Source organism: Brevibacillus sp. MER 51 (genome assembly GCF_023714195.1).
In the GTDB taxonomy this organism is placed as follows: domain Bacteria; phylum Bacillota; class Bacilli; order Brevibacillales; family Brevibacillaceae; genus Brevibacillus.
The window spans coordinates 346,981-370,256 of the sequence record NZ_JAMAUS010000001.1 but is presented as its reverse complement, the minus strand read 5'-3'; the positions used below and the strand labels follow the sequence as shown (position 1 = coordinate 370,256).

Annotated in this window: 1 protein-coding gene; it reads right to left on the bottom strand. The window is 49.5% G+C overall.

The genetic code is table 11. From position 1 onward, the window contains the following. Positions 1–61: 61 nt before the first annotated feature. A complete protein-coding gene (gene lgrC, locus M3630_RS01235; RefSeq protein WP_251250946.1) occupies positions 62–23,275 on the bottom strand; it encodes a linear gramicidin non-ribosomal peptide synthetase LgrC in 23,214 nt (7,737 codons plus the stop codon). Position 23,276: the final 1 nt, after the last annotated feature.

Below are 23,276 nucleotides of genomic sequence, written 5' to 3'. Positions count from 1 at the left end.
CTCCCATAAAAAATTTGCCATAGAGGCGCCGTGGTTGACGCCTCTATGCAGTTTGTATTCATTACTTGTCTTGGATGAGATCAAGTAAGTCGGCAATCTCTTCATCATCCCAACCGAATTCGGACAGATCACTTGTTGTTGGTGTTGCGGTCGTCTCCGTCTGACCTAGCTCGATCAATTGTCGTAGCGCGCTTACATAGTAATCCACTAAATCTTTGACGGTTTCTTTGCGATAAATCTCTTCACTGAAGGCGATCGTTACAATCAATTGTCCCCCAACGACAGAGCTACCGAAATCCAGCAGGTGCTGACGTTCCGAGTTGCGGTTGAAGTTGTCGCCTCTTGCTTCGTTTGCAAAGCCAAACAAGGATTCTGTGTCATCGGCTGTCTGATCAAGCTGACCGAGGTAGTTGAAGCTAATCTCTGCTTTTGGCAAAGACTTGAACGTTTCAGTCGTTTCCTCGTTCAGGTAACGGAGAATTCCATAGCCGATCCCCTTGTTCGGAATGCTACGCAGCTGTTCTTTGGTCGTTTGTAGCGCTTCTTTGAGAGAGGTAGTTCCCCTCGTATCCAAGAGGATGGTATACATGCTCGTGAACCATCCCAAGGTACGCGATAGATCGACATCGTCAAAAAGCTCTTCACGTCCGTGCCCTTCCAAATGGACGAGGGAGGTTTGATTTCCAGTCCAGACGAAAATGGCTTCTGCCAATGCAGTGAGCAAGACATCATTGATCTGCGTTTGGTAGATCGAAGGCAGATCTTGTAAAAGCACTTTGGTTTCTTCCTGCGTAAGTGCAACAGAAACCATCTTTGCAGTAAGCTCGCGGTTCTTTCCGTTCTCATAATCTTTTGGCAGAGCGTTTACTTCTGTATCGAGGCTGCTTAACCAATAATCCGCTTCCTCACGCAGGCTGTCCGATTGGGCGTACTCCGTCAATTTTTCAGCCCAATACTTGTACGAGCTGGTTTTTGGCGGCAGCTGCACCTGCTTGCCTTGTAGCAGCTGGATGCTTGCCTTATTCAAGTCTTCCGTGATGATGCGCCAAGACACACCATCGACTGCCAAGTGGTGAATGACGACTAGCAAGCGGCCTTCCTGTTCACTGCCCAAATCAAAGTAGACGGCACGGAGCAACGGACCTTCCGAGAGATGCAAGCTAGCCTGAGCTTCCTCAGAGATTTCCCCGATTCGCTTCACTTGCTCTTCATGCGGCAAATGACCCAATTCCTCTACGGTAAATGGAATGATATCTGTCCAGTCCTCGTTGATTTGCTTCCATTTTCCATCCTGATGGTAGAAACGGAGGCGGAGGGCATCATGATGTCCGAGCAAGTGATAAAAAGCTTGTCTCAAAATTTCCGGATCGATCGGTTTGACCGTTAAAAGTACAGATTGGTTCCAGTGGTTGCGATCTGCCAATTTTTGCTCGAAGAACCAGCGCTGAATCGGCAGAAGTGGCACTTCCCCTGTGACGATGCCTTGCTCGGCGAAAATGTTAACCGACTCCCCAATCGCTTGTGTCAACTCGGCAATCGACTGATTTTCGAACAAGAGCTTCGGTGACAAGCGAATTCCAGATTGTGCTGCACGAGCCACGATCTGAATGCTTAGAATCGAATCACCACCGAGTTCGAAGAAGTTATCGTGAATTCCGACTTGCTCTACGCCTAGAACCTTTTTCCATATTTCGGCCAATACTCTCTCGACGAACGTCTCCGGAGCAACGAATTCTCCATTACTTACTTTGTACTCCGGTACAGGTAATGCACGACGGTCTACTTTGCCATTTGGAGTGAGTGGCAGAGCATCCATGATGACGAATGCAGCTGGCACCATGTACTCCGGCAGTATTTCTTTGAGGTAGCTGTCGAAGTTGCCTGCTTGGTCCTCTACCCCTTCTTCAAGCACGACATACGCGGCCAGTCGTTTGACACCTGGCATATCTTCGCGGGCAAGGACGATTGTTTCTTTGACAGAAGGGTGCGTGTACAGGGCGGTTTCAATCTCGCCCAGCTCGACACGGAAACCACGGATACTCACCTGATCGTCGGCACGGCCGATAAACTCGATGTTGCCGTCCGGCAAGTAGCGGACAAGGTCTCCTGTGCGGTACATTTTTGCCCCTCGAATGTGCGCAAACGGATTTTCGACGAAGCGTTCTTGTGTCAAATCAGGACGTTTTAGGTACCCGCGCCCCAAGCTGTTCCCTGCGATGTACAGTTCGCCTGCAACACCGATCGGCACAGGTTGCAGTTTTGCATCAAGAACGTATACCTGCACATTGTCGATTGGGCGTCCGATTGTGGGTGCGGCTATCTGACCAGCTTGTACAGGAACGATGCCTGCTGTAGCTACGACGGCATTTTCCGTTGGTCCATACTGATTCACCAATGTGAATGGCAGATGAGCCGATGGATAGTGATGCAGTTTGTCACCGCCTGTCAGCATGTAGCGCAAACCAGTATCGGCCGGCCATTCAATAGACATCAAGCTCTCTGCTAATGGTGTTGGCAAGAAGCTGATCGTGATTCCTGAGTCGACGAGCCAATCCCGCAGTTTTTCCGGTACGAGACGAATCTCTTCATGTGGCAGATACAGGGTGGCTCCAGCCGTCAGATACGGCCAAATTTCCCAGACAGCGGCATCGAAGGCCGTTCCGGCGATTTGTGATGCCCTATCTTCTGGCGTGACGTTGTAAGCGTGCTGGTGCCAATAGATGAGATTCAACAGAGCACGTTGCTCGATTTCCACGCCTTTTGGTGTTCCGGTAGAACCAGAGGTGTAAATGACATAAGCGAGATTGTTCGTTGTCGTCGTAATTTCGGGTGATACCGTGCTCTCACTGGCAATCAAATCCCAATCGATATCGAGACAAATAAACGTTGCATCACCTGTTGGCAATGCTTCAAGCAAGCGTTCCTGGGTCAATACGATCGGCATGTTCGTGTCATCCATCATGAAGGCAAGGCGCTCCTTTGGATATGATGGATCCATCGGAACAAACGCGCCGCCTGCTTTGAGAATCCCTAATTGACCGATCAGCATCTCGAGAGAGCGTTCCACGCAAATACCAACGAGTGTCTCTGTCGTAACCCCTTGTTGTTGCAAGTAGTTCGCCAGCTGATTCGCTTTCGAATCCAGTTCTGCGTAAGTGAGCGAGCCTTCGCTGGAGACGACTGCCAGTTGATGCGGCATGTTCCTTGTCATTTCGGCAACTAGCTCGTGTACCGTCTTCTCATACGTGTAATTGGCAGCTGTGTTGTTCCACGCAAGTATAAGCTGTTCACGTTCATCCGGACGAAGCAATGGTAGCGCCATGATCGATCGATCAGGTTGGGCGACGATTCCCTCCAGTACATGATGGAAATGGTTCACCATTCGCTCCATCGTTGTTTGGTCGAACAAATCGGTATTGTAATCAAACGTAGCGATCAGGCCGTTTGGCGTTTCTGCCATCGTCAAGCTGATGTCGTATTTGGACATCACTTCTTGGCTCTTGCTTTCAAACGGAGCAATCTGAATGCCTTCAAGCTCATGAGTCTTCATTTCGAAGTTTTGCAGAGCGAACATGACTTGGTAGAGCGGCGAATAGCTTAGACTACGTTCCAGCTCCAGCTCATCTATTAACTTTTCAAAGGGCAGGTCTTGATGTGTATATGCTTCCAGTGCTGACTCGCGCACTCTTGCAAGTAGTTCACGGAAGGTTGGAGCGCCAGACATATCGGTTCTCATTGCCAGCGTGTTGATGAAGAAGCCAATTAATGACTCCGTTTCTTGTCTATTGCGTCCAGCAACCGGACTTCCGACGATAATGTCGTCTTGCCCGCTGTAGCGATGAAGCAGGATTTGGAATGCTGCGAGCAAGGTCATAAAGAGCGTGGCGCCTTCTTGTCGGCTGAGCGCGTGTAATTTTTCCACAAGCTCGGTCGGGAAACTCGTCGTGTATAAGGCTCCATTGTATGTCTGTACAGGTGGACGCGGACGGTCTGTCGGTAAGGCCAATAGCGGCTCACTGCCACTCAGTTTTGCTTTCCAGTATGCGAGTTGTTGCTCCAGCGCCTCTCCTTGTAACCATTCACGCTGCCAAGCTGCAAAATCTGCATATTGGAGTGGCATGTCGGTGAGTTGCGGCGTTTCTTCCTTGCAAAGCGCTTCATAAATCGCAACCAGCTCTCTTATGAAAATGTTCATCGACCAGCCGTCAGACACGATATGGTGCAAATTTAGCAGGAAGACGAAATTCTCTTCGCCGATCTGGATGATCGTGGCCCGCAGTAACGGTCCTGTACGCAGGTCAAATGGTTTGGTTGCCTCTTCTCTCTCCAGGCGGTGTACCTCGGTGTCACGCTCTTCTTCTGGTAGGTCGCGCAAATCAATCTTACCCAGGCTCCACGCCATATCTGGGTGAATGACCTGTATCGCTTCCCCGTTGATGTCAGTGAAGGTTGTTCGCAAGCTCTCGTGCCGCTCGATGATCATCTGCAGACTGCGTTCCCATGCATGAATGTTGAGGTGTCCTTGCATCCGCATGGCAGACGGGATGTTGTACAAGGCGCTGTCCGGCATTAAGCGATCCAAGAACCACAAGCGTTGCTGGGCAAAGGAGAGCGGTAGATGCTGGTCGCGAGAAACGGGTACGAGTGGAATGCTGGCAACATTCGATTTGGCTTCCAGTAGTCCGGTTACTTTTTCGCTCATTTGTGCCACGCTAGGATTCTCGAACAAGGCACGGAGTGGTACTTCCACACCAAATGTTTCTTTCAGGCGGGAAACGGTCTGGGTAGCCAAGAGTGAATGTCCACCCAGTTGAAAGAAGTCATCGTGGATTCCAATTCCCTCAACGGAAAGAACCTGCGACCAAATATGGGCAACGATTTCCTCTGTTGGAGTACGCGGTGCCACATATTCCTTTTCTGTCTCCCCTTGTCCCCAATCCGGTGCTGGAAGGGCACGGCGATTTACTTTCCCGTTGACCGTGAGTGGAATCTCTGGCATCCATACATAACCTGCAGGAACCATGTATTCCGGTAGGGTCTCTTTCAGGTAGTGGATAAGCTCAGCATCACTCGGTTGTTGTTCGTTTGCTGCAACGAGATAAGCCGCCAAACGCTTGTCTCCTTTTCGATCCTCACGCGCGATAACGACGACATTCTGAACAGCTGGATGTTGCCTGAGTCTATTTTCGATTTCGCCCAGCTCGATTCGATAACCGCGAATTTTGACTTGGTCGTCGATTCGTCCGAGGAATTCGATCTGTCCGTCTTCCGTATAGCGAACCAGGTCGCCAGTCTGATAGAGGCGTTCTCCTTCCTTACCGAACGGATGATTGATAAAGCGTTCTTTCGTAAGTTCAGGACGATTCCAGTACCCTCTGGCTATTCCTTTTCCGCCGATGTACAGCTCGCCTGGTACGCCTATTGCCACAGGTTGCAGGTATGCATCCAATACATACACTTCCACATTGGCGATGGGTCGACCGATTGATGGATTTTGGCCGTTATTCTCACAACGTACGAGAGTAGCGGTGACGGTTGTTTCTGTTGGTCCATAGCAGTTAAAGAGCTGGCGATCCTTGGCGTGACGAGCAACAAGCTCTCGGCTTAACGCTTCCCCGCCGACAATCAGAGTCTTCAGGTCTGGCAAATCCGCTTGTGGCAATGCCGATGCTACAGAGGAAGCCATTGTCACGGTCGTGATGCGTTGTTCCTGCAGGACTTGGATCAACTCCGGACCAGGTAAAAGTAATTCGCGATCCTCCAAGACGAGCGTGGCACCAGCGAGCAGGGTCATAGCGATCTCGGAGACTGAAACATCAAAGCTAAAGGATGTGAATTGCAAAACCCGGCTCGTCGCATCGATTTGGAACGAATGGATCAGGGCATGTGTCAAATTGACAACCGAATGGTGCTCGACCATTACCCCTTTTGGCAAACCGGTTGAACCAGAAGTATAGATGACGTACGCGAGATGATGCTCATGGACGCTGCTATCCACGTTTGTGGTAGGTTCTTCTGCCAGTTCATCGCTATCGAGGCAAATGATCTGTTTAGAAGGAACTGGTAGCATGTCTTTCAGCGATACTTGCGTCAACAAAATGTGCGCCTGCGAATCTTCGATCATGTAGGCAATGCGATCTTGCGGATGCGCCGGATCGATTGGCACATAAGCTGCACCTGCTTTCATTACACCGAGGAAAGCGATGATCATCTCGAAAGAACGCTCGACGCAAATGCCAACTAGCTTGTCCGGTTGTACTCCCGATGCAATCAACCTGTGTGCCAGCTGGTTTGCACGGTTGTTCAGCTCGGCATAGGTCAGCTCCTTCTTCTTGTAAACGAGTGCAATCGCATCAGGGGTCTTTTCCACTTGTTTCTCAAATGCCTGATGTATGCATAGCTGGGTCGGATAATCTACGCGCGTGTCATTCCATTCGACTACTACTTGCTGGAGCTCGCTTTCACTGATCATCGACACCTCTGCCAAGCACTGTTCAGGCTTAGCCATCATGGATTCGAGCAAGTGAGACATCTGGTGCAGAACTCGTTCGATATTTTCAGACGCGAATCTGCTTTGGTCGTATTTGATCTTAAGGATGAACTCTTTACCCGGACCGCAGACGACGGTAATTGGATAATTCGTTTGTTCCATCGTCTCCACATCAGATAATTGCAGCTGATTGTGTTCATCTTTTACCGATTCACCAATCGGGTAGTTCTCAAAAATGAAGATGCTCTCGAACAGGGCAGCATTACGAGCCATTTCACTCCAGCCTTGGATGTCAACCAACGGCGTGTACTCAAACTGGCGAAGCTCCACTTGATGTTCTTGAATCTCGCGTAGCCATTCCCGCACCGATTTGTTCGCATCTATAAAAACACGAATCGGCAGGGTGTTGATGAAGAGACCTACCATGCCCTCTACGGTAGGCAGATCAGCCGGACGACCGGAAACGGTTGCACCGAAGACGACATCATCCGTTGCGCTGTATCGGCTCAGGATGAGAGCCCATGCTCCTTGGACAAGCGTATTCAAGGTCAGCTGATGAGTGCGGACAAAGGCTTGCAAACGTGAAGTCATTTCCGCTGATAAGCGAATTTCTTTCTCTTCGTACACTTTCAGCGTATTTTCCCGGACGCCTGAGTGGTTACTCATCGCTAATGGGGTTGACTCGTGGAAGCCTTTTAGCTGTTCACGCCAAAAATGTTCGGCAGCACTCAAGTCTTGGCGCTGTACCCAATCGATATACGCAGAGAATGGTTGGACGTAGCTGTACGAAACCTCTCTGTCTTCTGCTAGGGACACATAAGCACTAAACCAGTCTTTTAGTACAATCGGGACGCTCCAACCATCAAGCAGTACATGATGGAAGCTCCAAGTGAAGCGATAAACTCCCTCATGTAAGTGGAACAACGTCCAACGCATGAGTGGTGGAGACGCAATCTCGAAATTTCGTCTGCGGTCAGCTTCTAGGTAGTGGGCCAGCTCCGTTTTTTGCTGCTCCGTTGTCAAATGACGAAGGTCGATTTTTTCTACAGTTGCTTTTACTTGTTTGCGTACAATCTGATGAGCCTCAGAACCTTCCCAAACAAAATAGGTACGCAAGATTGGATGACGATCCACTACCTTTTGCCACGCCTGTTCAAACGCATCGACGTGCAAGCCCTCCATCGTCATGGCAAAGTGAACAATATAGTCTCCCCCCTCTTCTTCGTACAGGGAGTGGAACAGCATGCCACCTTGCAATGGACTGAGTGGATAGACGTTCTCGATCAGGCGATCCTGTCCCAGATGCTTGTCGATAGCCCGTTGATCCATTCGCGCTAGCGGGAAGTCAGATGGTGTATAGCCGCCTGCTTCTTCGGACTGGCAGTGGGCCATGATCTCGCGCAAAGCTTCCAGATAGTTGCACGCAAGCTCTTGAATCGTGCTTTCCTCGTGAATGTTTTCGCTATAGATCCATGTGACATGGAGTTGTTCGCCGGATATGACACTGTTTACATCTATCAGGTGCTGGCGTCTTGTGTCTTTCCCCAGATTGGAGCCTCTTGATTCTTGTGCCATGCCAAATCTCGATTCGGTTTGTACGATCTGATCAAACTGTCCGAGATAGTTGAAGCTGATTTCTGGCTTCGGCTTTTCACCCAGCCATTTTTTCAACTCCTGATCCTGACTGAGGTATTGGAGGATGCCGTACCCTACACCTTTCTTTGGAATGCGACGAAGCTGTTCCTTGACCGCTTTCAAAGCGTCGCCCCACGGCTTCGACGGATCAATTGAAAGCTGTACCGGGTACATGCTCGTAAACCAGCCAACCGTACGGGATAAGTCTGCTCCTTCGATAATTTCCTCTCGTCCGTGCCCTTCCAGATGAACAGCTACTATTTTTTCACCAGTCCACCGATTCATTGCTTTGGCTAAAGCCGTAAGCAATACATCATTGATCTGCAGGCGGTAAGGCGAAAGGGTATCCTGCAACAACGCGCGAGTTTCTTCGATAGTAAGCGCAAGACTGACTTGTTTGGAGGTTACATCTGTGTTTTGGCTTGGCTCGAAGGCACGGTCAATGGGAAGTGGACTCACTTCATCACTTTGACCCAGCCAGAACGCTTTTTCCGGCTCGATCGCTTCGGAATTCGCATAGGATTGCAATTGCTCTGCCCATGACTTGAATGAAGTCGTTTTCGCCGGGAATGATACCGGTTGATCGTTTACCAATTGCTCGTAAGCAGTTTGCAGATCCTCTAGCAAAATGCGCCAGGACACACCGTCAATCACCAGATGGTGGGCAACAATCAGCAGACGACCAGGTTGGTCCGCTCCAAGATGGAAGTACAGCGCTTGGAAAACGGGTCCCTCGCTTACATGTAGACTAGATTGCACCTCGTTTGCGATTTGCTCCAGACGATCGGCTTGTTCTTCTTCGCGAACAGCGGACAGGTCCACACTACGGAATGGAATGGTCTCAGGAAGTCCCTCGATATGTTGGGTCCAGCCTTGCTCCGTATGGATATAACGCATACGTAATGCGTCGTGATGCGTGAGCAGACTCTCGATGACACGCGCTAGAACAGTCAGGTCAACAGGTTGTTGCACCGTCAAAAGCAAGGATTGGTTCCAATGATGGATCGACGGTTGTTCAGTCGTGAAGAACCACGATTGAATTGGCGTGAGCGGTACCTCTCCCGTCACGATGCCTTGTTCTGCCTGGATTTTTACTGCTTGTATGCCGCCAGTCTCTGTCACGACACTTGCCAGTTCCGCGATGGTTTGATTTCTCAGGAGTTGTTTCGGTGTCAAACGAATTCCAGCCTGATTGGCTCGAGAAACAATTTGGATACTCAAGATGGAGTCTCCACCCAACTCGAAAAAGTTGTCATAAATACCAACGTTGTCAATACCTAGGACTTTTTTCCATATATCTGCAAGCGTAGCCTCTATAGCAGTTGTCGGCGCAGCAAAGCTGCCTTCTGTTTCGTTGTGTAAGAAATCAGGTACAGGCAATGCTTGTCGGTCTACCTTACCGTTTGGGGTCAGCGGCAGGTTATCCATGATGACAAATGCAGCTGGTACCATGTACTCAGGCAGCTTTTCCTTCAGATAGCTACGGAAGTCACTTGCTTTAATTTCTTGATTTTCTCCAAGTACAACGTAGGCAGCGAGTCGTTTTACGCCCGGAGTATCCTCTCGCACGAGGGCGATGGTTTCTTTCACTGCCGGATGAGTGTACAGAGCCGTTTCAATTTCACCCAGTTCGACCCGGAATCCTCGAATGCTCACCTGATCGTCAGCGCGGCCAATGAAATCTATGTTTCCATCTGGCAGGTAACGAACCAGGTCTCCCGTTCGGTACATGCGCGCTCCTGGTTTTTGTGAGTATGGATTGGCTACGAACCGCTCTTTGGTCAGATCAGGGCGCTTTAGATAACCCCGTGCCAAGCTGTCTCCTGCAATATAGAGCTCTCCGGCTACACCAATCGGCACAGGTTTTCGTTTTTCATCAAGGACGTATACCTGCACATTGTCTATTGGACGACCGATTGATGGTGCGAAAACATGAGTAGCTTCTGTCGGAACGATACCTGCTGTGGCGACAACCGCATTTTCAGTTGGGCCGTATTGGTTCACAAGTGTAAACGGCATGGTTGCTGGTGGGTAATCGTGTAGCTTGTCGCCCCCTGTGAGCATATACCGCAGCTTCGTGCCGATAGGCCATTCCAAGGTAAGCAGCCTTTCCGCCAATGGCGTTGGCAAAAAGCTAATCGTGATACCCGATGCAACAAGCCAATCTCTGAGTTCCTCCGGGACCAGACGAATCTCTTCTGATGGGAGATAAAGTGTTGCTCCCTTTGTCAGGTACGGCCAGATTTCCCAAACAGACGCATCAAAGGCTGTCCCTGCGATTTGTGAAGCTCGATCATTTGAATCTACGCTGTACGACCGTTGGTGCCAGGAAATGAGATTTAACAAGGCGGCATGTTCGATCTCTACCCCTTTTGGCGTCCCAGTAGAACCAGACGTATAGATGACATATGCCAGATTCTCTGTTGTCATTGCCATGTTCGGCGCCTCGCTGCTCTCTTCCGATATGATAGTCCAATCACGATCTAAGCAGATGAATGAGGCAGTACCTTCCGGCAATCGCTCTAACAGTCGTTCTTGGGTTACTACAACTGGCATATTGGCATCTTTCATCATGAATGCAAGACGCTCTTGTGGATACGCTGTGTCCATTGGGACATAAGCACCGCCAGCTTTGAGGATTCCCAATTGACCGATGAGCATATCGATGGAACGTTCTACGCAAATGCCGACAAGTGTTTCGGAGGATACTCCCTGTTTTTGCAGGTAGTTCGCTACCTGATTCGCTTTGGCATCCAGTTCTGCATAGGTGATCTGCCCTTCTTCGGATACAACTGCTAATTGATTTGGCAACTCTTGTGCAATCCGGGCAACCCTTTCATGCACGCATGTTTCGCGTTCAAAAGGTACATTTGTATCATTCCATTGATGGAGAAGCTGCTCCTTTTCCATATCGCCCAGGAGAGGTATGGCTGTGACTGGTTGCATCGGATTTACCGAAATTGCCTCTAGCAAGTTCGAGAAATGGTTCCCCATGCGCTCGATCGTTGCTGGATCAAAAAGATCAGTGTTGTACTCGAATGTTGCCATAAGTCCGTCAGGTGCTTCTACGGTGGTCAAGGTGATATCAAACTTGGCGCTTACACCCTCCTGACCTTTGTGGAAAGGCTCGATGCGAATCTGGGACAATTCTTGTACTTCCATCGGGATGTTTTGCAGTACGAACATCACTTGGAATAACGGTGAGTAGCTTAGGCTTCGTTCCAGCTCCAGTTCATCTACCAGTTTTTCAAACGGCACGTCTTGATGCGCATAAGCTTCCAGTGCGGTCTCTCGTACTTTTGCTAGCAAGTCTCGGAAGGTTGGTTCCCCAGACATATCCGTACGCATTACCAGGGTGTTAATGAAGAAACCAATCAGTGACTCCAATTCCTGTCTATTTCGTCCTGCGCCCGGACTTCCGACGAGGATGTCTTTTTGACCACTGTAGCGATAGAGCAGGGTCTGAAAGGCAGCTAGCAAGGTCATGAATAAGGTTGATCCCTCTTCACGACTGAGCACTTTTAGATCGGCAAGCAGTTTTTCCGGGAGCCTAATTGTATGCATTGCCCCTTTATGGCTCTGAACAGCAGGGCGTGGACGATCTGTCGGCAATCTCAGAAGTGGTTCTGCATCGCCTAATTGTTTTTTCCAGTACGCTAATTGTTGCTCCAATACCTCACCTTGTAACCAATTGCGTTGCCATGTGGCATAGTCTGCGTATTGCAGCGGCATTTCGGCCAGTTGTGGTGTTTCCCCAGCAGATAACGCTTCGTAAATGGAGACTAACTCCCCCATGAATACACTCATGGACCAGCCATCCGCAATGATGTGGTGTAAATTGAGCAAAAATACATGCGCTTGTTCATCCATGCAAATCAGTTTTGCGCGCAATAACGGCCCTTGATTCAGATGAAACGACTGTTCCGCATCTTCTATGGCGAGACGCAATACTTCCCCTTCTCGCTCCGCTTCGTTCCAGTCTCGTAAGTCGATTCGGCCCAGGCTCCACTCAATCTGCGGGTGAATGACTTGAACAGCTTCTCCATTCCTATCGGAGAAAGTTGTACGCAAGCTCTCATGACGTTGGATGATCAGCTTGAGACTGCGTTCCCATGCCTCGACGTCTAGCTCACCCATCAGACGAACAGCAGTTGGGATATTGTAGACGGAACTGTCTGGCAGCAGCTTGTCCAAGAACCACAAACGTTGTTGTGCAAATGAGAGCGGCAAGTGTTCGTCACGCGACACGGGCTTGAGCGGGATGTCAGTGAGACCCGCTTCCCCTTGTAATAATGCCGTAATTTTTTCGCTGATCGCTGCCGTTGTCGGATAATCAAACAGCGTACGAAGCGGCATGTCTACGCCAAAGGTTTGACGCATACGGGAAATCGCTTGGGTAGCTAGGAGAGAATGTCCCCCTCGTTCAAAGAAATCGTCGTGAATCCCGACTTGCTCTACGGAAAGCACCTGTGTCCAAATGTTCGCCACTATTTCTTCTGTTGGTGTGCGTGGTGCGACATACTCCTGTTGTGTGGTCAAAAGTCCCCAATCCGGTGTAGGCAGCGCCCGGTGGTCTACTTTTCCGTTGACCGTAAGCGGAATCGCCTCCATCCAGACGATGCCTGCTGGGATCATGTAATCCGGCAATGTCTCTTTCAGATAGAGAACGAGCTCCTCTGTAGCTGGCTTCTCGTCACCCATTGCAATCAGATAAGCAGCCAAACGATTGTCGCGTACGGTAATGACAGCTTCCCGAATCGCAGAGTGCTTTCTCAATGCGTTTTCGATTTCACCTAGTTCGATGCGGAAGCCGCGAATTTTCACCTGATTATCGATACGACCGAGAAATTCAAGGTTACCGTCTGGCAGATAGCGTACCTGATCCCCTGTACGATAAAGACGTTCGCCTTCCGCTCCAAACGGATGAGTGATGAATCGTTCCGCTGTAAGCTCTGGACGATTCCAGTAACCGCGTGCCAAGCCTTTTCCACCAATGTACAGCTCACCTGGTACACCTATAGGGACAGGCTTCAGATTGGCATCTAATACGTAGATGGTCGCATTGGCGATAGGGCGGCCAATTGGCGTGTTCGTCAGATTTGTATCCAAAAGCATCAGCGTGGTGCAAACGGTTGCTTCCGTTGGGCCGTAGCAATTGAAAAATTGACGATGATTTGCATAGCGAGTGATGAGCTCATAGCTTGGGGCTTCGCCACCGATTACTAATGTTTTCAGATCAGGTAAGTCGGCGTCAGGTAATGCCGCAAGAACAGCGGGCACCGTCATCACAGTCGTGATTTGTTTTTCTTGCAAGACAGAGATGAGTTCAGGGCCTGGCAAGAGCATTTCTCGATCCTCAATGACTAGGGTCGCACCCGAAATCAAAGCCATGACGATCTCCGCGACAGATACGTCGAAGCTGAACGAACATAACTGCAAGACGCGGCTAGACGGCTGGACTTGGAACAACTCAATCAGGTAATGAGCCATATTCATTGCACTTTGGTGTTCGACCATAACGCCTTTGGGCAAGCCAGTGGAACCAGATGTGTAAATGACATAGGCAAGATTTTGTTCTGAAACCCCGCACTTCACATCGTGAACAGGTTCATTTTCCAAAGCATTACTATCAAGGCAAATTACCTGAGCCTTCGTTGTAGTTAAATGGCTTGCCAGAGATTGCTGGGTCAACACGATGTTTGCCTGCGAATCCTCGATCATGTAGGCAATACGCTCTAGCGGATGTGCCGGATCGATTGGAACATAGGCGGCACCTGCTTTCATCACTCCGAGAATCCCGACGATCATCTCAGGAGAGCGCTCGATGCAAATCCCGACGAGTGTATCTGGTTTCACGCCTTGGGCAAGGAGATAATGCGCCAATTGGTTCGCTCGCTGATTCAGCTCGGCATATGTCATTTCCATCTCTTTGTACATGAGTCCGATCGCATCGGGCTTCTTTTGTACTTGTTGTTCAAATGCTTGATGAATGCAAAGCCCGGTCGGATAATCGACCTTCGTATCGTTCCACTCGACCAAAACCTGCTCTTGTTCGCTTTCGCTGATCATGCTCACATCAGCCAGAGTTTGATCAGGATTGGCTGTCATCGATTGGAGCAGAAGAGTCATTTGCTCCAGGACACGTTCGATACGCATAGGATCGAATCGGTTTTGATCAAAAACGATTTTGAGGACAAATTCTTTTCCAGGGCCACATACTACGGTAAGTGGATAGTTCGTTTGCTCCGCAGAGTCTACATCAGAAATCTGAATACGGCTGTCCGCTTCTTTCACAGACTCGTCGATCGGATAGTTCTCAAAGATAAAAATACTTTCGAACAGAGAGGTGTTACGCTCGAATTCGCTCCAACTCTGGATGTCAACCAGCGGCGTGTACTCATATTGGCGAATCTCCAATTGCATTTCTTGCAATTCGCGCAGCCATACCCGAACGGTTTTGGTTGGATCGAGTGTGATTCGCACCGGAAGCGTATTGATGAACAGACCCACCATATTTTCTACACCAGGCAAATCGGCTGGACGTCCTGAACCAGTTGCCCCGAATACGACGTCTGCTTCCCCACTGTAAGCTCCGAGGATCATGCCCCACGCACTTTGTATGAAAGTATTCAGCGTTACCTGATGCTGACGGGCAAAGGATTGCAGCTGTTCGGTAAACTCGGCCGAGAATCTGATAAAGCGCTCGTCGTAGGTTTTGGGTTCTCCAGTGGATTGGAGTGCTTGTCCGAGATTGATTTGTGTCGGCCCGTATATCCCTTTCAGATGGTTGCGCCAGAAGCGTTCCGCAGCTTGCAAGTCTTGGCGCTGGATCCACGCAACATACTGGGAAAATGGCTGTACAGCCCCAAGCTGAATGTCTTTTCCATCTACCAGTGCTAAATAAGCGGCAAACCAGTCCTTTAAGACGAGCGGCAAACTCCAACCGTCCAGTAATACGTGGTGGAAGCTCCAGATAAAGCGATATGTTTCGTTGCTAATCCGAAACAAAGTCAAACGCATGAGAGGTGCTTCTGTAATCGAGAAGTTCCGCTTGCGATCCTCTTCCAAAAATACGTCTAACGCTGCTTTCTGCCTATCCGTCGGTAAGTGTCGCAGATCTCTTTCATCAACCGTCACTTGAACGTGCTTGCGAACAATTTGATGCGGATTCACTACTCCATCCCAGATAAACGAGGTACGCAGAATGGAATGACGATCGATGACTTTTTGCCATGCTTGCTGGAGTGCATCGACTTGCAAATGATGGATCGTCATGGAGAACTGAACCACATAGTCTCCGCCCTCTTGCTCGTACAGGGAATGGAAAAGCATGCCTTCCTGCAACGGCGTCAGTGGATAGATGTTCTCGATGGAACGATCTCTACCCACATACGTGTCGATTGTACGCTGATCCAGACGAGATAACGGGAAATCAGAAGGAGTATAGCCTCCTGCTTCTTCCGAGCGGCAATGAGCCATAATCTCACGCAAGGCGTCCATATAAACTTGAGCAACTGCTTCCACCGTACTTTTCTCGTGGATGTTTTCGTTGTAAAACCAGGTGACATGCAGTTGTTCTTCGGAAATGACGCTATTTACATCGATTAAATGCGAGCGTATGGAATCAGGTGCAAGATTCGAGCCTCTCGATTCAGCAGCCATGCCAAACTTGGAGTCAGATGAAACGACCTGATCAAACTGGCCGAGGTAGTTGAAGCTGATCTCTGGCTTCATTCGAGACTTCAACTGCTCTTTCAGCTCGTCATCCTGACGTAAGTAGCGCAGGATACCATAGCCAACTCCATTTTGCGGAATGGCTCGAAGCTGTTCTTTGACCGCTTTCAACAGTTCGCTCCACGGTTTCGTCTGGTCAAGTGTAAGTTGTACCGGATACATACTCGTGAACCAGCCAACGGTGCGGGATAAATCCGCTCCTTCCAAAATATCCTCGCGTCCATGCCCCTCGAGATGGAAAGATAACGTCTGTTTCCCAGTCCAACGGTGCATCGCTTTTGTTAAGGCAGCGAGTAATACATCGTTGATTTTCAAACGGTAGGGAGAAAGTGTTTCCTGCAACAGAGCACGGGTTTCTCCTGCGTTTAACGAGAATGTTACTTGTTTGGTAGTCGCTTCGGTGTTCTGACTCGGTTCATAAAGGTGATCAATCGGGATCGGACTCGCCTCATGGTCTTGTTTGAGCCAGTACTCTTTTTCTTGCTGGATGGCGTCTGAATTGGCATACGCGACTAATTGTTCAGCCCACATCTTGAACGAAGTCGTCTTTGCTGGCATTTGTACGTCTTGACTGTTCGCTATTTGATCATAGGTATGTTGAAGATCCTCTAGCAAAATACGCCACGATACACCGTCAACAACCAAGTGGTGAATGACGAGCAAAAGTCGGCCAGCTTGCTCTTCGCCCACGTTGAAGTACACAGCCTGTACAACGGGACCTTCTGTGATATTTAGGCTCGCTTGTACTTCTTGTGAGATTTCCTCCAGCCTGGACTCTTGTTCCTGTTTAGGGAAATTAGAAAGATCCACGCTACGGAATGGAACATTCTCTTCAAGACCTTCCATCATTTGTGTCCACATGCCGTCATGGTGTGAAAAGCGCATACGCAACGCATCATGATGGGTCAGTAGGCTCTGGACGGTTTGCTTTAGTACAACTAGGTCTACTGGCTGCTGAACAGTCAGAAGTACCGACTGATTCCAGTGGTGCAGTGACGGTTGATTGGAGTCAAAGAACCAATTTTGGATTGGGGTGAGCGGTACATTTCCCGTAACAGCGCCCTGTTCATTTTTCCATTTGATATCTGTTTCTTGGCTAAAATCAGTAACAACGCGCAGTAATTCAGCAATTGTTTGATTTTCAAAAAGTTGCTTGGGTGTGAAGCGTATTCCGGAATGATTGGCTCTTGCGACGATCTGGATACTGAGAATGGAGTCGCCGCCCAATTCGAAAAAGTTGTCGTAGATGCCGATGTTCGCAACACCCAGCACGCTTTTCCAGATTTCTGCCAATTTTATTTCCAAATCCGTTGCAGGTGCTACATAACCGCTATCCGCCTCATTTCGGGAATAGTCAGGGATTGGTAGCGCCCGGCGGTCCACTTTTCCATTTGGTGTCAGCGGGAAGCTGTCCAACTTCACAAAGGCGGATGGGATCATGTGCTCTGGCAACTTATCCTTGAGATAGGATCGCATCTCGGTGTGAGCAACCTCTTTTTCCTCTGCAAAAACGAGGTAGGCGGCTAGGCGCTTGTCTCCTGGAGTTTCCTCTCTCACCATGAGTAATGATTCTTTTACAGCCGGATGGCTCTGCAACACTGTCTCGATTTCGCCTAGTTCAATGCGGAAGCCGCGAATTTTTACTTGATTGTCGATACGTCCGATAAACTCAATCGTGCCATCAGGCAAATAACGAACCAAGTCACCAGTACGGTACAGGCGAGAGCTTCCATGTGGATCAAACGGATTCTCCACAAAACGCTCTGCGGTCAACTCCGGATTATTCAAATAGCCAAGAGCTAGTCCATCTCCGCCTATATATAATTCGCCTGCTGCACCCAGAGGGACAGGTTGTTGATGCTTGTCCAATACGTACACTGTGGTATTGCTAATCGGTCGGCCGATCGGGAAGGAGTTGACTCCTTCTGCAAGCTCCGTGACGGGATGGCAGCAAGTAAACGTCGTATTTTCCGTCGGGCCATAGCCGTTTATCACCGTGATATCCCCAAGAGAGAGCACCTTGCGTACATGGGATGTGGAAACAACATCCCCACCGACAAGTAGCTGCCGCACGCCGCGCAAGTACTCTACCTTGTGGTCAACCATGACCGTGAACAGACCAGCCGTCAGCCAAAGTGTCGTCACCTTGTGATTCTGAATCGTCTCCCCCAGTTCATCGAGGGAAGGTTGATGTGGCGGCATCAACACCAGCTTCGCTCCGTTTAACAACGCCCCCCAAATCTCAAAGGTAGCAGCGTCAAACGATACGGTAGAGGCTTGCAGGAACACGTCCTCTTCCGTAATGGTCACGTAGTTCGTGTTTTTGATCAGGCGAACAATCCCGCGCTGGACGACCAGCACTCCTTTTGGTGTTCCCGTCGAACCGGAGGTGTAAATGACATAGGCGAGACTGTCGGCTGTCATATCTACTTGAGGAGCAAGCGTGCTTTCTTCTGCCCATTTTTCCCCGGCCTGGTCGAGATTGAGAATGGTAAGCTCTTGTCCTTGCCACCTGTCAGCCAAATGCTCCTGTGTCAATAAAATCGAAATCTGGGCATCTGCCACCATGAAAGCCAGACGTTCTTCTGGATACGCAGGGTCGAGTGGCACATACGCCCCGCCTGCCTTTAGAATCCCCAGCATACCAACGAGCATATCTAACGAGCGTTCTACGCATAGCCCGACAAAAGTACCTGTTTCTACTCCTTGCTTTTGCAAGTAGTGGGCAAGCTGATTGGCTTTTGCCTCCAGCTCGGCGTAGGTCAACTGTTCATCTCCCGCAACGACGGCGATACGATCCGGGTATTGGGTCGCTGTTTCGGCAAACAGTTGTGAAACGGTTTTATCCCGAGGGTATTCGCTCGCTGTGTTATTAAGCTCTACTACCTGTTTATTTCGTTCGCTCTCCCTTAGAAGATCAAGCTTTTCAATCGACTCCTCTGGTTGGGCGATGATAGCCTCAAGCAAATTTTGCAAATGTCCAGTCATTCGCTCGATCGTCGATCTGTCGAACAAATCTGTGCTGTACTCAAAGGAAGCCACAAGTCCGTCTGCCTGCTCTCTCATCGTCAATGTGAGGTCAAACTTGGATGTCGTCAAATGTCGCTCAGAATCCAGTGGTGTCAACTGAATGCCGGACGTTACTGCATCCTCCAGCGGGAAGTTTTGCAGGACAAACATGACCTGGAACAACTGCGAGTAGCTGAGGCTACGCTCTAGCTGTAGCTCATCGACCAATTTTTCAAAAGGTAAATCTTGATGTGCATAGGCCTCCAACGCTGTTTCTCGAACGCGTGCCAGTAATTCTGTAAAGGTGACATCTCCTGTTACGTTGGTTCGCAGTGCCAAAGTGTTGACAAAAAATCCAATCAAATTCTCGGTTTCTTGCCGATTGCGTCCAGCTACCGGACTTCCCACAACGATGTCTTCTTGTCCACTATAGCGGTATAGAAGGGTCTGGAATGCAGCCAGCAACGTCATAAACAAGGTAGAATTGGACTCCTGGCTAAGCACTTTCAATTTGGCAAGCAAGTCCGCAGAAAAGGTCTTGGTGTAAATGGCTCCTTTATAGGATTGCACAGCGGGACGCGAACGGTCTGTCGGCAGTGCTAGAAGCGGTTCTGCTCCATTCAGTTTTTCTTTCCAATAAGCAACCTGCTGTTCCAAGATTTCGCCGTCCAGCCACTCACGCTGCCATGTGGCAAAATCCGCATATTGAATCGGCAGCTCTGGAAGCTCTGGTGTTTCTTGTTTACGGAAGGCTTCGTAGTTGGCAAGCAATTCGCGATAGAAGATGCCCATCGACCAACCATCAGAGATGATGTGGTGCATGTTGATCAAGAAGACATATGCGTGATCATCTGTTTGGATCATCGTTGCACGTATCAGCGGTCCCTGTCCAAGGGAAAAAGCTCGGGCCGTTTCGGCTTCAGCCAACTGCTCTACCTTTTGTTCTTTCTGTTCAGCGGATAGGTCCCGCAAGTCCAAAATGTCCATTTTCCAGTCCATATGCGGATGAATCACTTGTATGGATTGTCCGTCTATTTCGTGGAACGTGGTACGCAAGCTTTCGTGACGCAAAATGATCGCCTGTAAGCTCTTCTCCCATGCCACTACATCGAGTTCTCCTTGTAAGCGAAGGGCAGATGGGATGTTGTACATCGGGCTTTCCGGCATGAATTGATCAAAGAACCACAATCGCTGTTGGGCAAAAGACAACGGCAGATTGCTCTGTCTTGACACAGGCTGAATTGATCCGCCAATCGTTTCTTTTTCTCCCAAATGAAGTGCTGCTCCCTGTTCACTCCATGCTGCAATGGTTGGATGTTCAAAAATGGAGCGCACCGTCTGCTCTATTCCAAACGCCTCTCTCAGGCGTGATATGACTCGTGTCGCCAAAAGGGAATGTCCACCTAGTTCGAAAAAGTTATCGTGAATCCCCACTTTTTCTACTCCAAGTACCTGCGACCATATGTTGGCAATCAGCTCTTCTACCTGATTGCGCGGCTCCATGTAGCCTTTGTCGGAAGCAGGATTTGTCCATTCCGGTTCCGGCAATTGTTTGCGGTCGATTTTACCATTTGCCGTCAAAGGCATCGCATCAAGGAAAATATAAAATGATGGCCTCATGAATTCTGGCAACTTTGTTTTTGTCCATGCACGCAAATCAGAAGTTTCGAGGTTGTTGTCTCCTGAAACGGTAAGATACGCCGTTAGATGCTTCTCGCCCGGCTTCATCTCACGGACCAAAACCACAACTTCGTTTACAGATGGATGCAGGCTGAGTGCTGCTTCCACCTCACCTAATTCGATGCGGAAGCCGCGGATTTTTACCTGATTGTCAATACGACCGATAAACTCAATCGTGCCATCAGGCAAATAACGAACCAAGTCACCAGTACGGTACAGTCGAGAACTTCCATGTGGATCAAACGGATTCTCCACAAAACGCTCTGCGGTCAACTCCGGATTATTCAAATAGCCAAGAGCGAGTCCATCTCCGCCTATATATAATTCGCCTGCTGCACCCAGAGGGACAGGTTGTTGATGTTGGTCCAATACGTACACTGTGGTATTGCAAATCGGTCGGCCGATCGGGAAGGAGTTGACACCTTCTGCAAGCTCCGTGACGGGATGGCAGCAAGTAAACGTCGTATTTTCCGTCGGTCCATAGCCGTTTATCACCGTGGTACCGCCAAGAGAGAGCACCTTGCGTACGTGGGATGTGGAAACAACATCCCCACCGACAAGTAGCTGCCGCACGCCGCGCAAGTACTCCACCTTGTGGTCAACCATGACCGTGAACAGACCAGCCGTCAGCCAAAGTGTCGTCACCTTGTGATTTTGAATCATCTCCCCCAGTTCATCGAGGGAAGATTGATGTGGTGGCATCAACACCAGCTTCGCTCCGTTTAACAACGCCCCCCAAATCTCAAAGGTAGCAGCGTCAAACGATACGGTAGAGGCTTGCAGGAACACGTCCTCCTCCGTAATGGTCACGTAGTTCGTGTTTTTGATCAGGCGAACAATCCCGCGCTGGACGACCAGCACTCCTTTTGGTGTTCCCGTCGAACCGGAGGTGTAAATGACATAGGCGAGACTGTCGGCTGTCATATCTAGTTGAGGAGCAAGCGTGCTTTCTTCTGCCCATTTTTCCCCGGCCTGGTCGAGATTGAGAATGGTAAGCTCTTGTCCTTGCCACCTGTCAGACATGTGCTCCTGTGTCAATAAAATGGAAATATGGGCATCTGCCAGCATGAAAGCAAGGCGTTCTTCTGGATACGCAGGGTCGAGTGGCACATACGCCCCGCCCGCTTTGAGAATCCCGAGCATACCCACGAGCATATCTAACGAGCGTTCTACGCAAAGCCCGACAAAAGTGCCTGTTTCTACTCCTTGCTTTTGCAAGTAGTTGGCAAGCTGATTGGCTTTTGCCTCCAGCTCGGCGTAGGTCAACTGTTCTTCCCCCGCAACGACAGCGATACGATCCGGGTATTGGGCCGCTGTTTCAGCAAACAGTTGTGGAACGGTTTTATCCCGAGGGTATTCGCTCGTAGTATCGTTTAGCTCAACCAGTAAATGCTGCCTCTCTTCTGGACTGAGGATAGAGATAGAGGACAAGAGTTGTTTCGGATTCTCCACGATGGCAGCTAGAATGGATGCCATTTGGTCAAGTGTCCGTTCGATTGCCGTCTGCTCAAAGCGGTCTGTCCTGTATATCATTTTGATGCTAAATTGCTCGCCCGGAATCCCGACAATCGTAAGCGGATTATCTACTTCTTGGAAGTGCTCTACCTGAGAGATGGAAAAACCGAATTCCCGCTCTTCTCCTTCTCCCAGCGGATAGTTCTCAAAAACGAAAATACTTTCAAACAGTGGTAGTCCACGGGGTACATCCGTCCAGCCCTGGATATCCACCAATGGCGAGTATTCATATTGGCGGACTCTCGATTGCTGATTTTGCAACTCTTTGAACCACTGATCCAACGTTTGCTCAGGCTCTACTTTCGTTTTCATCGGCAACGTGTTGATAAACATTCCAACCATCTGCTCTACACCTGGCAGATCACTCGGGCGCCCGGAACCGGTTACCCCGTATATCACGCTTTCTTCCCCGCTCAAACGGCTGAGGAGAATGGCCCATGCCCCTTGCACGATGGTGTTGACCGTAACCTTATACGTTCGAGCTAATTTTAAGAGAGCTTTCGAGATTTCATCAGTCAAGGTTCGAGTCGATTCATGAATTCCTTTTTCCTCTTCTGAATCCCTCAAGGGATAAGATTCAAAAGGAAGAGGGGTTGGACCCTCGACGGACGACAGGAACTCGCGCCAGAACTTTTCAGACTCCGCCTTGTCCTGACGACGAAGCCAGGAGATATAATCCTTGAATGGCTTTGGCTGCGGAAGTCTCAAGTCCTTGCCTTGGCAGTACGCCTCATAGAAATCGAGGACTTCCTGAAAAAGAATGGGGCTGCTCCATCCATCCAAGAGCAAATGGTGAAAGGTCCAGATGAACTGGTGCACATCTTTGGCCTTTTTGATGACCGTCACTCGCATGAGTGGGGCTTCGCTCAAGTCGAAGCCCACCTCTTTTTCTTTTTGCAAAAACGATGTCAGCATGGTTCTTTGCTCTTCACCGGTGTGATGTGACCAGTCGTCCTGGTGTATGGAAAAAGGAACACTTTCGAAGACCACCTGAAGTGGCTTCTCCACTTCTTCCCAAAGGAATCCAGTACGCAAAATGGAATGTCTTTGAACCACTTTGTTCCAGGCTTTTTCAAAGTTGCCGATGTCAAGCTCGCCTGTAAGAATGGCAATGTTCTGTACCATATAGGCTGAACCCTCAGAGTACAGCGAATGGAACAACATCCCTTCTTGCAGCGGGGATAAGGTATATAGATCAGTAAAATCCCCCATT

What these genes read in the sequence shown, in the direction of transcription:
- lgrC (WP_251250946.1), bottom strand. Translation starts at nt 23,275, where the DNA reads ATGGGGGATTTTACTGATCTATATACCTTATCCCCGCTGCAAGAAGGG.